This window comes from Bacillus sp. JJ1521 (genome assembly GCF_036965165.1).
GTDB lineage: Bacteria > Bacillota > Bacilli > Bacillales > Bacillaceae_L > Ferdinandcohnia.
Map to the genome: position 1 here is coordinate 1857 of NZ_JBALOX010000010.1, position 17521 is coordinate 19377.

Annotated in this window: 16 protein-coding genes and 1 other annotated feature; of the genes, 6 read left to right on the forward strand and 10 right to left on the reverse strand. The window is 37.2% G+C overall.

The genetic code is table 11. The annotated features are described in order from the left end of the window. Positions 1-95: 95 nt before the first annotated feature. The 4 genes from V7147_RS01905 to V7147_RS01920 form a co-directional block, all read right to left on the reverse strand. Positions 96-1058 carry a nuclease-related domain-containing protein gene (locus V7147_RS01905; protein WP_335366166.1) on the reverse strand — a complete coding sequence of 321 codons (963 nt, stop codon included), beginning with the start codon at positions 1056-1058 and terminating at the stop codon, positions 96-98. Positions 1059-1290: 232 nt separating this feature from the next. Continuing rightward, complete coding sequence (gene pepV / locus V7147_RS01910) at positions 1291-2700, reverse strand: dipeptidase PepV (protein WP_335366167.1); 1410 nt, start codon at positions 2698-2700, stop codon at positions 1291-1293. Positions 2701-2711: 11 nt separating this feature from the next. Continuing rightward, positions 2712-3857: an ABC transporter permease gene (locus V7147_RS01915; protein WP_335366168.1), complete on the reverse strand. Its 1146-nt coding sequence runs from the start codon at positions 3855-3857 to the stop codon at positions 2712-2714. Beyond that, positions 3850-4572, reverse strand: coding sequence for an ABC transporter ATP-binding protein (locus tag V7147_RS01920; RefSeq protein ID WP_335366169.1), 723 nt, complete (start codon positions 4570-4572; stop codon positions 3850-3852). Before V7147_RS01920 ends, V7147_RS01915 begins: the two co-directional genes overlap by 8 nt. Positions 4573-4928: 356 nt before the next feature. Between V7147_RS01920 and V7147_RS01925 the strand changes: the two genes are divergently transcribed. Continuing rightward, on the forward strand, positions 4929-5147 hold the full coding sequence (locus tag V7147_RS01925) for a DeoR family transcriptional regulator (RefSeq protein WP_010678476.1): 219 nt from the start codon (positions 4929-4931) through the stop codon (positions 5145-5147). A gap of 111 nt (positions 5148-5258) precedes the next feature. Here V7147_RS01925 and V7147_RS01930 read toward each other — a convergent pair whose 3' ends face one another. Continuing rightward, entirely contained in the window at positions 5259-5993 is a 735-nt protein-coding gene (locus V7147_RS01930; RefSeq protein WP_335366170.1) for a pseudouridine synthase, read from the reverse strand. Between the two features lie 60 nt (positions 5994-6053). On the opposite strand from V7147_RS01930, the gene V7147_RS01935 reads away from it, so the two are divergent. Next, entirely contained in the window at positions 6054-6332 is a 279-nt protein-coding gene (locus V7147_RS01935; protein WP_438824527.1) for a hypothetical protein, read from the forward strand. A 53-nt stretch (positions 6333-6385) separates the two neighbouring features. On the opposite strand, the gene V7147_RS01940 is transcribed toward V7147_RS01935, so the two are convergent. After that, on the reverse strand, positions 6386-8014 hold the full coding sequence (locus V7147_RS01940; RefSeq protein WP_335366171.1) for a putative polysaccharide biosynthesis protein: 1629 nt from the start codon (positions 8012-8014) through the stop codon (positions 6386-6388). A gap of 458 nt (positions 8015-8472) precedes the next feature. On the opposite strand from V7147_RS01940, the gene V7147_RS01945 reads away from it, so the two are divergent. Then, the gene (locus V7147_RS01945; protein WP_335366172.1) at positions 8473-8862 is read left to right on the forward strand and encodes a thiol-disulfide oxidoreductase DCC family protein; all 390 of its coding nucleotides are present in this window, start codon (positions 8473-8475) and stop codon (positions 8860-8862) included. Between the two features lie 165 nt (positions 8863-9027). Further along, positions 9028-10302 (forward strand): NAD(P)/FAD-dependent oxidoreductase, encoded by a 1275-nt coding sequence (locus tag V7147_RS01950; RefSeq protein ID WP_335366173.1) that lies wholly within the window; start codon positions 9028-9030, stop codon positions 10300-10302. Between the two features lie 32 nt (positions 10303-10334). Here the strand turns inward: V7147_RS01950 and V7147_RS01955 are convergent, their stop codons facing one another. The 3 genes from V7147_RS01955 to V7147_RS01965 all read right to left on the reverse strand — a co-directional run bounded on the left by V7147_RS01955 (position 10335) and on the right by V7147_RS01965 (position 11978). Continuing rightward, positions 10335-10520: a sporulation protein Cse60 gene (locus V7147_RS01955; protein ID WP_335366174.1), complete on the reverse strand. Its 186-nt coding sequence runs from the start codon at positions 10518-10520 to the stop codon at positions 10335-10337. Positions 10521-10977: 457 nt separating this feature from the next. Continuing rightward, entirely contained in the window at positions 10978-11508 is a 531-nt protein-coding gene (locus V7147_RS01960; protein WP_335366175.1) for a hypothetical protein, read from the reverse strand. 170 nt (positions 11509-11678) lie between these two features. Then, positions 11679-11978, reverse strand: coding sequence for a rhodanese-like domain-containing protein (locus V7147_RS01965; protein WP_335366176.1), 300 nt, complete (start codon positions 11976-11978; stop codon positions 11679-11681). Between the two features lie 142 nt (positions 11979-12120). On the opposite strand from V7147_RS01965, the gene V7147_RS01970 reads away from it, so the two are divergent. Next, positions 12121-13170 carry a M42 family metallopeptidase gene (locus V7147_RS01970; RefSeq protein WP_335366177.1) on the forward strand — a complete coding sequence of 350 codons (1050 nt, stop codon included), beginning with the start codon at positions 12121-12123 and terminating at the stop codon, positions 13168-13170. Between the two features lie 234 nt (positions 13171-13404). Here V7147_RS01970 and leuS read toward each other — a convergent pair whose 3' ends face one another. Next, positions 13405-15822 carry a leucine--tRNA ligase gene (leuS, locus tag V7147_RS01975; protein WP_335366178.1) on the reverse strand — a complete coding sequence of 806 codons (2418 nt, stop codon included), beginning with the start codon at positions 15820-15822 and terminating at the stop codon, positions 13405-13407. A 68-nt stretch (positions 15823-15890) separates the two neighbouring features. Then, positions 15891-16124: a binding site (T-box leader), on the reverse strand. Positions 16125-16548: 424 nt separating this feature from the next. Between leuS and V7147_RS01980 the strand changes: the two genes are divergently transcribed. Next, the coding region (locus V7147_RS01980; RefSeq protein ID WP_335366179.1) for a multicopper oxidase domain-containing protein at positions 16549-17521 on the forward strand (973 nt) is incomplete at its 3' end.

Genomic DNA, 17521 nt, shown 5'->3' on the forward strand with positions numbered 1-17521 from the left:
GGCCTCAACTAACAATCAGTGATTGCACTGATTGAAGTTTCACTTTATCATTTTAGCAAACTTACGGGTAAAGGGAAACTCAGTTAGGAATAGGCTTATGTGAAATAATACACTTTGTGTCTTAGGGTACCGGAGTGTTTTAAATTTAGAGTAACTAATATGCGCCTAGCGGCAGATGATGAATCTAATTTTAAAAAATCCCTTAATTGACTATTAGTTATTGTGTTTCCGATGAGCAGTTGAAAATCCTTTATAGAATCTATATGCGCTTCTTTCGAGGAATACAAGCATGAGGAACAGGTCCAGGACCTTTTTGACCTTTTCATTGGGATTTTTCCACATTTGGGGCAATTTACACCTTTTATTATTTTATTTTCTTTGATCCCAAATTGCTCGAGGATATTTTCATCAAATGGAGTGTGTTTTTTTAAAAGTGATTTTGACAATCTTTGAATTTGTTTTTTCTCATAAATTTCTTTTCTATGTCTTTTTTCAAATAGATCTATTCTTGAAAGAAAACTTTGGCTTTTTATTACTTTATGAATTTGTTTGTGATCATTACTTGCGGAAATTATAGAAGAAGAATTTGTAAAAATGACTAAGGTTTCAATTGGGATTGGAGGGAATTTCAAGAATTGTAACATTCGTCTTAATTGCATCTGGTGCCTATTGATTTGTGAAATTGGACAGGAGTATGCCTTCTTGTTATCGTCAACGGTTTGAATAAGTTGCTCAAACTTCCCATCAAAATAAAGTTCACCGCGAAAATTTTTAGCATCAACAATTAGAATATAGGTTGGGCATATTAGAAGTATGTCAATTTCAAAGAAATGTTCACCGGAGATATCAGGAAGGCGTAAATTATGAAGTGCAAGATACTCTTTTTCTTTTAAAAAGCTTAGGTAATACTTTAAAGATTGCTCGCCACGATAACCGGACATTCTTTTTCCGTATTCTTCGCGAATTTCTGCATATTTTGGATGATGTTCATCTAATCTTCTAAGAAGCGCCTCCAATTTTCGTAATCTAAGTGGCATTTCAAGTTCTTTTTTGATCATTAAACCAACTCCTTTATTATTGATAACTCTTTTTCTACAAAATTTGCTAAAATCCTTCTAATATTTCGTGAAATCTTTGGAAGTTTTTTTGTATCGTTGTTATTTCTGTTCTATCGACGATGATTTGATTCTATCGGCGTTATTTTCTTTCTATCGGCGATAATCCATTTCTATCGACGTTAACAAAATACAACACAAAAGCCCGCCACCACGGCGGGCTTACTCCATTCTATTATTTCGCTAATTCATATATTGCCTGAGCGTAGATAGCGGTTGCTTTCACTAAGTCATCCACTAAAATAAACTCATCCTTTTGGTGGGCAACATCAGGGCGACCTGGGAACAATGGTCCAAAGGCAACACCTGCTTCTAAGGATCTTGCATATGTACCTCCACCAATTGAAACTAGCGTCGCTTCTTCACCTGTCTGTTCTTCATATACCTTTTGAAGGGTTTGAATCAATGGATGTTTTTTATCCACATGGTGCGGTGCAGAATTGCTGTAATTCTCAAGTTCGAAGCCAATTTTCTTGCATACGTCCTCAAGTTTCTTTTTTGTACCATCCATATCATTTGTTACAGGATATCGTAGGTTTAAACCAAGTCTGCCACCTTCAGTAGCTGAATAAGACAACTTTCCAACATTGATGGTTAAATCTCCTGTTATGTCATCGCTATAAGCAACATTTAAATTTCTGCCCCTTGAGTCACCAACAAAATACTCATTCACAGTACCCAAATAATGCTTTGCTTTTTCGTCTAATGAATACCCTTGTAAAAAGGATGCCAAATATAGGCCGGCATTTTTCCCATGATCTGGCTCCATGCCGTGTGCTGATACACCTTCTAACTGAAAAATAACAGTATCCTCATCACAAATGCCCCGTCCCATTAATGAGTTCTTGTCTAAAAACTCCTGAAATTCATTGACCATTTCAAGTAAATTTCCTTTACCTTCAAGCTTAGCCTCAGCAAAATCCGGAACCATGTTATAGCGTCGACCTGAACTAAATGACACTAAATGAAGTTCGCCCGCAGCAGGAATGTCCGATTTTTGAACTAAATCAAAATCCGCAATTCCTTTTTCAGCATAAATAATTGGAAAATCGGCATCAGGCGCAAAACCCATTGTCGGCATTTCTTCGTGCTTGAAATAATGGTCAACACACCGCCAATCACTTTCTTCATCTGTTCCAATGATCATTCGAACACGTTTAGATAGCGGTAGGTTTAATTCCTTAATCAATTTCATCGCGTAATACGCAGCCATTGTTGGTCCTTTATCATCTAAGGAGCCTCTAGCAATGATTTTTCCATCATGAATTTCTGCACCATATGGATCACTGGACCAGCCATCTCCTTCTGGAACAACGTCAATATGACATAAAATCCCGATTAATTCCTCTCCGGAACCCATTTCAAGATGACCTGCATATCCATCAAGATTTTTCGAAGTGAAGCCATCCTCACTGCCTTTATCTAATAAATAATGCAATGCCTCATCAATCCCAGCTCCAAATGGAGCAGTTGGGGTCCCATTTTCTTCATCAAGGACACTTTTTATTCGCAAAAAATCTTGAGTATCTTTTATAAGCTGGTCTTTACGTTTTTCTACTTCTTCTAGCCAATTAATCTGTTCCATCTGAATTCTCCTTACAGTATGATCATGATTAATATTAGTCCCACTATTGATATTACAGGAAGCGAAATGAAATTTACAATATAGTGTTCCGTTTGAACACGAATAATATCATCTTTTCTTACGTTGACGATAAAATGATTAGACATAATCCGATTACAAACAATCCTAATCCACATTCTTAGAATGATAATAAAGCCAATAAAGATTAAAGTTTTAATCCAAATTGGTGGGATAATAAGCAATGCTGCCGTGGTAACACTTGTGATTTGGAGACATTGAAATAAATAAGACCTGTTCCGGAAAAATACTTTAATACATATTTCTTGCAAGCTTTTACTGCGATTACGGTTTTTAAAAATTCGTTTTGAATTTCGATAAAACAGTGGACTCCTTTTCTTTTGACTCGGTACTTTTTCCACGTATTCCGAAAAAACAAAAATACTGTTTACATATGCAAGCTTTGCTTGTTTTTCTATGCCCACATCAGTCGAAAATGTTGTAAGCCTATTTGTCCTTCTTGAGGAGTTCAATAAAAATAAAAACCATTGAATAAGACTGAAGGTAAATAAAATGAAGACTGACGTATCAAGGGTCCAAATTACAAGTGTTATAGAGAATAACCATAATCCAATAAAAAGCAGAATCGTGTAAAAGCCTTTTTTCCACGTTGATCCGATACCATCTAGGTACTGTCTCAACCCAAGAATAAGTGCCTTTAAGCTTATAAAATAAAAGGTTATGATAAGGATTGTTAACCACGATAGATGGTAATGATTGAATAAAAAAGGGGCTAATATAACAATTAAAATCAGTATTCCTAAACTATATCCGGACACATATAGATTCCTTGTCCATTTCTTTAATGCTGTAACGAGGGGGCGCTTTTGTAGTAAAAATAATTGGTCCGCTTCCTCCAAAAATGTCCGAATCCGGCCTTGCCAGCTAAACAGATATAGTAAACTAAATATAAATTGTAGCGGAAAAGGATTTACCCAACTTGGAATTTCAGACCACCATGTAAAATAATGGTAACCCCCGATCACAATAGCAGGAATGAATAAATATAAAAAAATCGTCCAGTCCACTACACTTCGAAATACTCCCCATTGATATGCCATTTCCTTACGCAGACGGCTAACAAACAAACTTTTATTCATTGGACGTCTCACCCTGCACAATTTTGTTAAAGCAATGGAGAAGCGAGCCTTCATGCAGATTGGCTTTCATTTGGATATCATCAAGCTTTCCCTGAGCTTTTATTCTCCCACCCGCAACCAATAGAAAACGATCACATACCTTTTCGGCTGTATCCAGGACATGTGTGCTCATCAAGATTCCGGCACCACGCTGTTTCTCCAATTCAATAAGGGTTAAAAAATCTTGCATCGCCATCGGGTCTAATCCGACAAATGGTTCATCAATAATATAAATTTCGGGTTTTATGAGAAAAGCAGTAATGAGCATGACCTTTTGCTGCATGCCTTTTGAAAATGTACTTGGAAGCTTATGAATCACTTTTTCCATATGGAAGAGCTTAACTAATTTCATGGCCCTTTCATTAAATTTGGCGTCCTCAATTTCCATCACACCTGCAGCCAAGTCAAGGTGCTCCCATAATGTCAGTTCATCATAGAAAATCGGTCTTTCCGGGATATACGCATATGTATGGTTATTGATAAAATCAATTTTTCCATTGGTATTTTCTAATAATCCGAGAATCGTTTTAATTGTTGTACTTTTCCCAGCTCCATTTGGTCCTATAAGCCCTACGATTTCACCGCGGTTGATTGAAAAAGAAAGGTCCTCCACAATCTTATTATTTTCTTCGTAACCAGAATTCTGTATTGCGACTTCTAATAATGTCTGTGTCATCAACAATCCCTCCACCATTACATACGAAAATCCCTGAAAAAAGGTTCCCTAATTTTGGACAAGCTTTACTAAACTGTAATAAAAATGTAAAAAACAGAATAGTAGAAATAATTTATGATAATAATAGAAGTATATTGTTGATTCTTGAAATTTTATGTAGAAATAGTCATACTATTCAGATACAACTATATATATATAGCAAACGCACCTGTAAAGAAATGAGGTGAGATGGGACATATATATACGATTGTTCACTTAAAAAAACGAAAATCTATTACAAAACGCTATTTTGGGATATCAATTTAGGTACGACTGAGGCATGTTGATCATGTACAAAAATGATAAGGAGTGGTTTTTTGAAACCTTCAACAAACCGTATGTTAACTCGTATCAAATCAGTCTACATGTTTATTAACGAAAAAGGGACTGTAACAACACAGGAGCTTGTTGATGAATTTGGAATTACATCACGAACCATTCAGCGTGATTTGAATGTGTTAGCATATAATGATTTGGTTCGCAGCCCTAGCCGAGGAAAATGGACAATCACAAAGAAGAAAGTCAAAATATCGTAGCACTAAACGAGGGGCACATGAAGAAGGTAGCAAATAACTTCACAAATAGAAGGCCTTTTCATACAGATACATATGGAGAAATTAGATTCTGATAAAAGAGGGGCTGTCACTTTATGACAGCCCTTCTTCGTTTTTCGTATAATTTTTTAATAGCATTACCTCATCATCTGTAAGCTCGCGATACTCACCAAGCTCAAGTGTTTCATCTAGTGGTAAAGGCCCCATTTTAATTCTTTTCAAATAGACAACACGCTTTCCAACCGCTTCAAACATTCGTTTTACTTGATGAAACTTACCTTCCTCAATGATGACTTCAATCTCAGATCGTAAGCCACTGCTTATGATGGTAAGAACCGCTGGCATTGTTTCATATCCATCGTCCAGGGTAACTCCGTTTCGAAAAGCTTCCACATCCTCTAGGGTAACCTCACCTTCAATGATGGCCAAATACGTTTTCGGAACATGCTTTCTTGGAGAAAGCAATTGATGCGCAAGCTGCCCATCATTCGTTAAAAGCAACAACCCTTCAGTATCCTTGTCCAACCGCCCCACCGGAAAAGGCTTGTAGACCGTATCTTCCATTTCTAACAAATCTAAGACTGTATCATGAAGGTAATCCTCAGTGGCGGAAATGACCCCTTGAGGTTTATTCAACATTAAATAAATAAATTCTTTGTATTCAATTACTTCACCTTGAACGGTGACTGTATCTGATTCGATTTTTACATGCTTACTCGAATCTTTGACCGATATGCCATTTATTTGAACGGATCCTGTTTTTAATAAGCTTTTAACCTCTTTTCGACTTCCAAAGCCTCGATTGGCAAGTAATTTATCAATTCGCATTTCAATTGCCTCCTTTACCTGTGCGAATTCCTATCTTTATTAGAATAGGCGTATTATTCATTGCACAAACGCCCTCTTAACATACACTATTACTGTAATTTTAAAAAGATAAGGAGCGATACCACTATGTATTATTATGATTATCGTCAGCAACCTCAGGGCTTCTCCCCAGGATTCCCTGGAGGTGGCGGTGCCAACGTAAACCGTCGTCTCGAGCAACTTGAACGCCAAGTACTGAGACTAGATAACCAAATTGATCGCTTAGATCGACGTGTTGATCGAATTGAGCGCCGTTTAGGATTTCGTGATTACCAAGATAACAGCTTTAGAACCTTCTAATCCGGGACAACTCGTAACCCATACACAAAAGTATTCGAAAAAAAGGCTGTCACTTACTCTACAGCCTTTTTCCTATTCCTTGATAGAAATGCAAATCGATTACCTAGTAGAACCTCTAATAGGCGTGAACGGTATGCTAAATATAAGTACACAACAGCTCCCACAGCAACCCCGATAATCAAAACAAGGACTGACTGTCCTCTGCCATCCTCGTAACTGACAATAGATGATAATAACCATTCAACTAAGAAAATTGACAATGCCATCATAGTCGCAAAAATAGCCATTAAAAGCGATCTTCTTGCAAACAGTGAATAACTATATCCTGCATGCCTTGAAATCATCCAGAAACAATACGAAATGGCTACCGTGTATCCTAAAGCAGTTGCTAGAACTGAACCAATCTCACCAAACCAGGTAATAAACATACTATTGAAACCGATTTTGAGAAAGAGTCCCATAAACAAACTCACAACCGCAAATTTCTGCTTATTAATTCCTTGTAAAATAGCTGCTGATATCGTATAAAACGAAAATAGAATCGCTACAGGTGCGTACCATCGTAAAATTCGGCCACCTGCCTCATTCATCTCAAATAACGCATTGAAAGTCGGATATGCTAATACCGATAAACCAACAACTGCCGGTAAGACCAACAGGACACAAATTTGAAATGTCTTTTCAATTTGACTTCGAAGTTGTGTAAAATCACCGGCTGTGAATGAATTCGTAATGGTTGGAACAAGGGTCAAACCAAAAGCTGTTGCCAACGATACGGGAATCATGACTAATTTTGGAACCATAAATGTGACATATGAAAATAATCCCTCTGATACATGTTTTTCAATTCCGTTTTCGATCATTGTCCTGTTAAAGGTCAGTTGGTCAACATATTGATAAAGTGGAATTGAAAGTCCTACAAGTACAAATGGCCCGGCATAAGAGAAGAGTTCCTTGAACATTTCCTTAGTGGTTATATCCGTTTGTATTCTACTTTTTGAAAGCATTTCATCTAAATATGGTTTTCGCTTAAACCAATACCAAAGAAGTACCGCTAATCCACCAAGTGCTCCAATAAATGCCCCAAAAGTGGCTAGTCCAACCGCAAAAGGCATATCACCATCCATCATCTTCATCACAATAAAGGTTGCCGAAAGAACGAAGAGTATACGAACAATCTGTTCCACAACCTGTGAAACGGCAGTTGGTCCCATTGATTGATGTCCCTGGAAAAAGCCTCGTTGAATACTCATAATTGGAACAACAAGTAAGGCAAAGCTCACCATTCGAATGACATATGTAACATCTTCAACCGTATTTGTTGCATCTTCACCACCAAGAACAATTGGCGCAAGAATCGGTGCAAGTATGTTTAGGATGATAAAGCCTAATAGACCGGTAATGCCCATTACGATAAGTCCGGATTTATACATCCTTATCCCGGTATGATAATCACCTAATGAATTATATTTCGAAACAAATTTTGATACAGCAGCTGGAATGCCAGCTGTTGATATAAATAAGAAGATAGTATATTGTGCATACCCATAAGAATAAAGGGCAGAACCTATATCTCCAACTAAATATACGAATGGAAAGACATAAATCATTCCAAGTACTCGAGAAATATATGTAGCTAGGGTAAGGACGAACGTCCCACGCAGTAATTTCGAATCTGACATATAAAATCCCCAATCATTATTTCAAATCAAATACGCCTTGACGTATTTGCGTCCAGATTTTTTAGGCCCACATGAGGTGGGTCACAAAGACGTTGCTACAGGAAGTGGCGTTCTTAGCCTTTAATCCTATGTTCGAAAAATTTCATCTAAAGTCTATGACATTAGCCGGAGGCTTAACTTTATTCAGCCATGGTGGAGCACGACTTCTATATAAACATTTATACCATTTATAACAGTATAATAATATTTATTTATCTGAATAAAGTTAGAGTAACTAATCAAGTTTATCATATTTATAAAATTCATTTAACTAAAATTATTTGTCTGTTTCATGACATGTAGGTTTCTTTAGGTTTATCATGTATAGTTTAGACTTGTTAGCTTTGAAATTCAACGTTATTACATGCTCTGTTCCTATGATATGATGTAGAGAAGAAACTATAGGAGTGTGAAAAGCCATGAATCATATTATATTGTTCGATGGCGTTTGTCATTTTTGCAATAACAGTGTGCAATTTATCCTGAAAAGAGATTCGAAACAACGATACCATTTTGCATCTCTTCAAAGTGAAGCTGGAAAGGCATTATTGAAAAAACATCATATTCCTGAGGACATTAATAGTTTCGTATTAATTGAAGATGGTCGTTATTTTACAAAATCAAGTGCTGCACTAAGGGTTTGTCGTAATCTAAAAGGTGTTTACAAACTACTTGTGATTTTCAAAATCGTGCCAGCACCTATTCGGGATATATTTTATCATGTAATTGCCAATAATCGTTATAAATGGTTTGGAAAACAGGAAAGCTGTATGCTTCCTCCTCCAGAGGTTCGCAAACGATTTTTATAAATTTATTCAACCAGGGGTTGAATAAATTTATAGCCTCCGGCGGATGCCACGATTTTTCAAAGGAAATTTTTCGAACTTAAGATCAAAGACTAAGAGCGCCCACTTCCTGTGGCAACGTCTNNCGCAAATACGCCTTGGCGCATTTGATTATAAGGAGTGTTTTATTTGCAGTATGATGTAATTGTAATTGGAGGTGGTCCTTCGGGCTTAATGGCTGCGATAGCTGCTGGTGAGCAAGGAGCGAAGGTACTTCTTTTAGATAAAGGGAATAAGCTTGGAAGAAAGCTTGCAATTTCAGGTGGAGGGCGTTGCAATGTCACTAACAGACTCCCCATCGATGAAATCATTAAGCATATTCCAGGGAATGGACGATTCTTATATAGTGCATTTTCCGTTTTTAACAATGAAGATATTATTACTTTCTTTGAAAAATTAGGGATTCAACTTAAAGAAGAGGACCACGGTAGGATGTTTCCGACAACCGATAAAGCCCAATCTGTCGTTGATGCATTGCTAACGAAGCTCAATTCGTTAGATGTACAAATCGAAACAGACACACCTGTTGCTAAGCTTGAATATAAAGATGGACATGTTGCTGGTGTTCATTTAAAAAATGGTGAATACAAAGAGACTAGAAGTATTGTTGTCGCTGTCGGCGGTAAATCAGTTCCCCAAACAGGATCGACCGGAGACGGCTATTCTTGGGCAGAAGCAGCTGGTCATACAATTACAGATCTATTTCCAACTGAAGTTCCGGTGACATCCGACGAGGAATTCATTCAAAACAAAACCTTACAAGGTCTATCACTACGGGATGTTGCGGTTAGTGTCCTTAATCCTAAAGGAAAAACAGTAATCACCCATCAAATGGACATGCTGTTTACTCATTTTGGAATTTCAGGACCAGCTGTTTTACGCTGTAGCCAATTTGTTGTAAAAACGATGAAGAAGTTCCATGTTGACCGTGTAGTCATAAGTATTGATGCACTCCCATCAATGAACGAAGAGCAAATTTTTCAGCAGATTTTAAAACAAGCAAAAGATGAACCTAAGAAAGCCTTAAAAAATATTTTAAAAGGATTTTTACCAGAAAGATACCTTTTATTTTTATTAGAGAAAAATGAAATCGACCCACAAGTAACCATTGCAAATCTGTCTCATGACAACATACGTGCCTTTGCTAAGGATTGCAAACAATTTCAGTTCACGGTTAACGGGACACTACCAATTGAAAAAGCGTTTGTAACAGGTGGTGGGGTTTCAATTAAGGAAATTCATCCAAAGGAAATGGAATCAAAGTTTATGAAGGGACTCTTTTTCTGTGGTGAAATCCTTGATATTCACGGATATACGGGCGGCTATAATATCACATCAGCCCTTGTGACAGGTAGATTAGCAGGTGAAAACGCAGGAAAGCTAGCAACCACCATTCAAAACTAAAACAGAGCCTAACTCACAGTAATTTTTGTGGGTTAGGCTCTGTATATGATCATCGCAGAAAAACAAAATATTTGGTCATCCTCTTGGTCACAGGAAACCCCAACCTGGAATTTAACCTCAACAATATCTTGTTCATCCACTTTTTCAAAAAAACGATTCATCTTATGCTCTAAATCTTCTTCATGTTCTTCATCAAAAACCTTCACTTTTAATGCCACAAACTCCACCTCCATCACTAGTATTGACAGAGTTTGAGAATGTTAAGCTTATAATCTAGTTTTTTTATTCTTTTACTAATAAAAAATCCAGAGTATTGGTCCCTTTCCAGCTTTCATTAATTGGGTCCCGCTTGATTTAATGCAGGAATATTTATTGTCATTAAGAAGTTCAATCACTTTTCCAGAAAAAACGGCTGTCTTTCTATTTAACTCATCTTTTACTGATGCCGGTTGAGCACATGAACATGCTAATGCCTAACGAGGGAAAAGGCCAATTAAAATCAGAAAAAGTAACACTAGGACATGTAACCCTTTTATATATTTCAAATCGTCGTCCCTTTCTAGGATTAGTCGAAAAAGGAAGCCAAAGGTTGAATCGTTTTATCTTATCTAGCATTTATGTTATGACCTTTTCCTTTTTTATCTAAATGTCTTCACTTATTCTTCCTTAAGAAAATTAGAAGGTTTCCTTTTTTTCAAACAAACCCGTAAATAAAAAGCAGGTTATGAAAGCGACTAAAGTTACAGTGATGCCCATGACAAGACCGATAAATGCCATAAATGTATCGTCACCTGGAAATTGTGGTTCAAGTGTAACAATCATGTAGACAAAAACAAGAGTAAGAATTAAATAAAAACTGCTTCCGATAAAACCTCTTAAAATCCCCCCCTTTTTATTACCTTTCCAAGCATGTAAAACAATCATCCAGGAAACCAAACTTACTATCACAGCCGCAACCATAAAGAACAAATGGATGTAAGGGATCATTAACAAGCCTGTTCCATAGATTATGAGTAAAGTCGTACCAAACAAAAGTCCGTTTAAAACAAATAAAAATAACCCGTTTAACCATGGGTTTTGAAACCAATCATAGCCTGATAGTTTTTTTACAATCCGATTATTTGGTCCAATAAAATTTCCAAGCTTGTTCCGATTAATCCCCACAATCATTAATAACAATATACCGAGCAATAAAAAAAGTGTCATTGTTACCACCTTACCCCTTTCATTTACAATTATATAATTTCTAGAATTATTTTAGCAAATATTTTATTGTTTTTCAATAAACTTTTAAATATATTTGTGTTGTTTTAAACAAAAAGAAAAACGTGAATTCATATAAGAATTCACGCTAAATCCTAATCAGATATACTTTATTATTTCGTTTCACCTGTCCAATTCATCATCCCGCCAACCATATTTACGACCTTATAGCCCTGATCATCTAGGTATGCACAGACATTGAAGCTCCTACCACCTGAACGGCAAATAATGATGTATTCAGTATCTTTATCAAAATAATCAAGGTTTTCTGGGATTTCCATCATTTTTATATGCTTTGCACCAGGTATCATGCCCCCTGCTACTTCTTCATCTTCACGAACATCGACAAGATTTAGCTTTTCGCCTTCTTCAAGTTTCTGCTTCAGTTCCTCGGTTGTGATTTCTTCAAACATCGAATCATCCTTTCCATTACTTATCTTGAACATTATATCAAAGCTAAAGTACCTAACAAAATTTTACGCAATCCCTCTAAACTAGAATTTCTTTTTCAAAAAGAGTATGATTTAAATAGTTTAAAACAAGGGGGAAAAGACATTGACTTATCCGAATACTGACGAAACTATTCAACTTATAAAAGAACTCGTTTCGATTCCAAGTCCATCTGGAAACACAAATGAAGTCATTACATTTGTAGAAAAGCTTCTAAAAGAAGTAAATGTGGATACATACAGAAATCGCAAAGGCGGTTTAATTGCTACCATTCCCGGAAAAGATACACAAAAACACCGCATGCTCACTGCCCATGTGGACACACTAGGCGCAATCGTAAAAGAAATCAAACCAAGTGGTCGATTAAAGCTAGATTTAATTGGCGGCTTCAAATATAACTCCATTGAAGGCGAATATTGCCGAATTGAAACTTCATCTGGAAAATTCTATACGGGTACAATCCTGATGCATCAGCAATCCGTTCATGTATACAAGGATGCCGGAAAAGCGGAGCGCAACCAAGAAAATATGGAAGTCCGTATTGATGAAAAAGTAAAAAATGCGGATGAAGTGCGGGCTCTTGGAATTGAGGTTGGTGATTTTGTTTCATTTGATCCACGTGTAGAAGTTTCATCAAACGGCTTTATAAAGTCACGCCATCTAGATGACAAGGCAAGTGTTGGCATCCTTCTTCAATTGATTAAACAAATCAAAGCCGAAAATATTGAGCTTCCATATACAACTCATTTCCTAATTTCAAATAATGAGGAAATCGGCTATGGCGGTAACTCCAACATCACACCTGAAACGGTAGAATATTTAGCAGTGGATATGGGGGCAATGGGTGATGGTCAATCAACAGATGAATACACAGTTTCAATCTGTGTAAAGGATGCGAGCGGTCCATATCATTATGCATTCCGTAAAAAGCTTGTTCAGCTTGCCGAAAAACATGAGATCGGTTATAAACTAGACATCTATCCTTATTATGGTTCTGATGCTTCAGCAGCAATTCGTTCTGGTCATGATATCATCCACGGACTAATTGGTCCTGGGATTGACTCTTCTCATGCATTCGAACGTACACATAAAGATTCAATCGAAAATACGACAAAACTAATTTATCATTATCTACAGTCCGAAATGGTTGAATAGATTTTTAAGGGTACTCCAAATGGGTATCCTATTTTTGTAAAGAAAAGATTCCAATTTTGAGTTCGTTTTTTTGTTAGTGGCAGTATTTTTAAAATAGTGACAGTAAATTTGAATTAGTGGCAGTATTTCTGGGATAGTGACAGTATTTCTGAAATAGTGACAGTATTCTTAAAAATACTCTGAAATAACTACCCTAAAAAAATAGCCCCCACAAATTGTGAGGGGCTACATTTATTAGTTTGCTACAATATTTACAAGCTTTCCTGGTACTGCAATTACCTTACGTACCGTTTTACCTTCGATTTGTTCCTTAATTGGGTCTGCACCCATCGCTATTTGTTCAAGTGCTTCTTTTGAAGCATCTGCTGGAACATGAAGCTTCGCTTTTACTTTTCCATTCACTTGAATCACAATTTCAATTTCGGATTCCACTAATTTCGCTTCATCAAATGCTGGCCAAGATTCATAAGCAATTGATCCTGTATTACCAAGCTTCTCCCAAAGCTCTTCAGCAAGGTGTGGAGCAATCGGAGAAAGTAATTTTACAAAGCCTTCAATGAATGGCTTTGGTAATTCAGAAGCTTTATAAGCATCATTAATGAACACCATTAGTTGTGAAATTGCAGTATTAAAATGTAATGCTTCGTAGTCTTCTGTCACTTTTTTCACTGTTTGATGATACACACGCTCAAGTGAAGTATCGTTTGAATCTGCTTTTACTTTTAGTGATATGTTACCATTGTCATCGACAAGCAAGCGCCAAATTCGATCCAAGAATCGACGAGAACCATCAAGTCCATTTGTTGACCAAGCGATGGAAGCATCTAGTGGTCCCATGAACATTTCATATAAACGAAGTGTATCTGCACCGTGAGATTCAATGATGTCGTCAGGATTTACAACATTTCCTTTTGACTTACTCATTTTTTCATTTCCTTCGCCAAGAATCATCCCCTGGTTGAAAAGCTTTTGGAATGGTTCTTTCGTTGAAACGACACCAATATCATATAGAACTTTGTGCCAGAATCTTGCATAAAGCAAGTGTAGCACTGCATGCTCTGCACCACCGATGTAAATATCAACTGGTAACCATTCTTTTAATTTTTCTGGATCTGCTAGAGCTTCTTTATTATATGGATCAATATAACGTAAGTAGTACCAGCAGCTACCAGCCCATTGTGGCATTGTATTAGTCTCACGACGTCCTTTTTTGCCGGTCTTCTCATCAACTACATTTACCCACTCAGTGATATTTGCAAGTGGTGATTCACCGGTCCCTGAAGGTTTGATTTCCTTCGTTTTTGGAAGCATAAGTGGAAGCTCTTCTACTGGAACGGTAGTCATTGTTCCATCTTCCCATTGGATAATAGGAATCGGTTCACCCCAATAACGCTGGCGGCTAAATAACCAATCACGCAATTTGTAGGTAATTTCCTTTTTTCCAATCTTATTTTCTTCTAGCCATTCAATCATTTTCGTAATGGCTTCTTCTTTATTTAATCCATTTAGGAAATCTGAATTTACATGTTCACCGTCGCCTGTGTATGCCTCGTTCGAAACATCTCCACCAGCAACGACTTCTTTAATTGGTAATTCAAACTTCTGAGCAAATTCATAGTCACGCTCATCATGGGCTGGAACCGCCATAATCGCACCTGTTCCATAGCTCATTAGGACGTAATCTGCGATCCAAATTGGCATCTTTTCTTGGTTTACAGGGTTGATAGCATAGGCCCCTGTGAATACACCTGTTTTATCTTTTGCTAAGTCAGTACGCTCAAGATCGCTCTTACTCTTAATTTTATCAACGTAAGTTTTGACCGCTTCTTTTTGTTCAGGCGTCGTAATTTTATCAACAAATGGGTGCTCAGGAGCAAGTACCGCGTAAGTAGCACCAAATAAAGTATCCGGACGAGTTGTGAATACAGTGAAAGTATCATCGTGTCCATCAATTTTAAAGGTTACATGCGCTCCTTCAGAACGACCAATCCAGTTGCGCTGCATTTCTTTTAAGCTTTCCGGCCAGTCAAGTTCCTCTAAATCCTCAAGTAAACGCTCAGCATATGCAGTAATTTTTAGTACCCATTGTCGCATTGGACGTCTTTCAACCGGGTGACCACCACGTTCACTTTTTCCATCAATGACTTCTTCATTAGCAAGAACAGTTCCTAATGCAGGACACCAGTTAACAGGAATTTCATCCACATATGCCAAACCTTTTTCAAATAGCTTTGTGAAAATCCATTGTGTCCATTTATAGTAAGCTGGGTCAGTTGTATTCACTTCCCGATCCCAATCATATGAAAATCCGAGTTCTTTAATTTGACGACGGAACGTATTGATATTTTTCTCGGTAAATTCAGCAGGGTCGTTTCCGGTATCTAACGCATACTGCTCAGCTGGTAAACCGAATGCATCCCATCCCATTGGATGAAGAACATTGTACCCTTGCATTCTCTTCATTCTTGCTAAAATATCGGTCGCTGTATAGCCTTCCGGATGACCTACGTGAAGTCCAGCACCTGAAGGATATGGAAACATGTCTAACGCATAAAATTTACGTTTCCCTTTGTCCTCAGTTGTCTTAAATGTTTTGTTCTGTTCCCAGTGCTGCTGCCATTTTTTCTCGATCTTTTGGTGATTAAAACTCATAAGACTTCCTCCTTAATCTGTTACAAATACTAAAAAACCTATAAAAAAAACAAAAAACCCCTAATCCCAAAAGGGACGAGAGGATATGTATTCTTCCCGCGGTACCACCCACATTAGTGACAAATTGTGCACTCACTTCATTCATCCTTAACGCGGATTAAGACGATAAACACTAGTTTGCTCTTCGCATTTCATGCTTATTACTCAAAGGCGAGTTCATGTTCATCAACGATTGACTTGCACCACCCGTCAACTCTCTAACACGTGTATAGAACATTACTACTCCTTCTCAACGTTTCATTATTTATGATTATATTCAGTATTGTATAGAATTTGTGCAAGAACTTCAAGTAAAATAGGAAAAATTGGGCTTTTCAACCACCATTATACCCACATACCCTTTTGCTATACATCTAATGTTTAGATTTTTGTTAAGTCAACATGACAATCATCCGGTCAAAAAACCCGTAAATTAGAAGAAGAATTACTCAGGAAAAAACGGCCAAATTTGTGAAGGAACTTTGACTAAAAACGGCATTTTGAAATCGATTAAACCCTTACCACTATTGGAACGGTGTATACATGCTCACCCTTTCACAAACTGTACACAGATTACCTTCAAAAACGTGATTTATATCACGTTTTGGGGGTCCCCCGCCGAATATGATAGAAGTGTAGAAAGCAATCAATAACCAAATTAAAACCAAGTTCAAGGGGGTAAAAATTATGAACAAGAAAGTGAAATGGTTAGTCACATCTTTGGTTGGAACATCACTTATTTTAGCAGGTTGTGGGAAACAAGACGTAGCAGTAGAAAAAAAGGTTGAAGTACAAACAACTGCCTCAGAATCAACCAATGGGAATCTCATCGCACCACACAAGGACCTTAACCAAGAGCCTGTTCCATTAAAAGTCGAAAGAGTATCAGAAAATGAAGTAAACGTTGAAATGACTTCACAAATTACAGACATTGAGATTGACAAAGGCTACACCTATAAAGCTTGGACATTTAATGGTGAAGCACCTGGACCTGTCGTAGTTGTAAATGAAGGTGACACAATTAACTTTACACTAAAAAATATTGATCCAGCGGTTCCGCACAGCATGGACTTCCATGCAGTACATGCAGCACCTTCAAAAGATTTCATTGATGTAATGCCAGATGAGACTGGTACATTCTCTTATCCAGCTAACAAACCTGGGGTCTTTATGTATCACTGTGGTACAAAACCAGTATTATCACATATCGCAAATGGCATGCACGGAACCATTATTGTAAAACCGAAAAACGGTTATCCAACAGATAACGAGATTGATAGAGAATACCTTCTTATCCAAAACGAATGGTACAAATACAACGATTTAGATGACATGACAAACGGTGTACCTAGCCAAGTAGTATTTTCAACAAAAGCACTTAAAGAAGGCGACTTAAATACAAACGGCGATACGTTCTCATTAAAAGAAACACCACTACTTGCAAAAGTTGGCGACAAAGTTAGACTATACGTTAACAACGTTGGTCCAAATGAAGTGAGCTCTTTCCACGTAGTAGGTACAATATTTGACGATGTGTATATCGATGGTAACCCATACAATCATATGGAAGGACTACAAACAGTTATGCTTCCTGCTAGCGGTGGGGCAGTTGTAGAATTCACGGTAATGAAAGAAGGAACAAACACAATCGTTACCCATC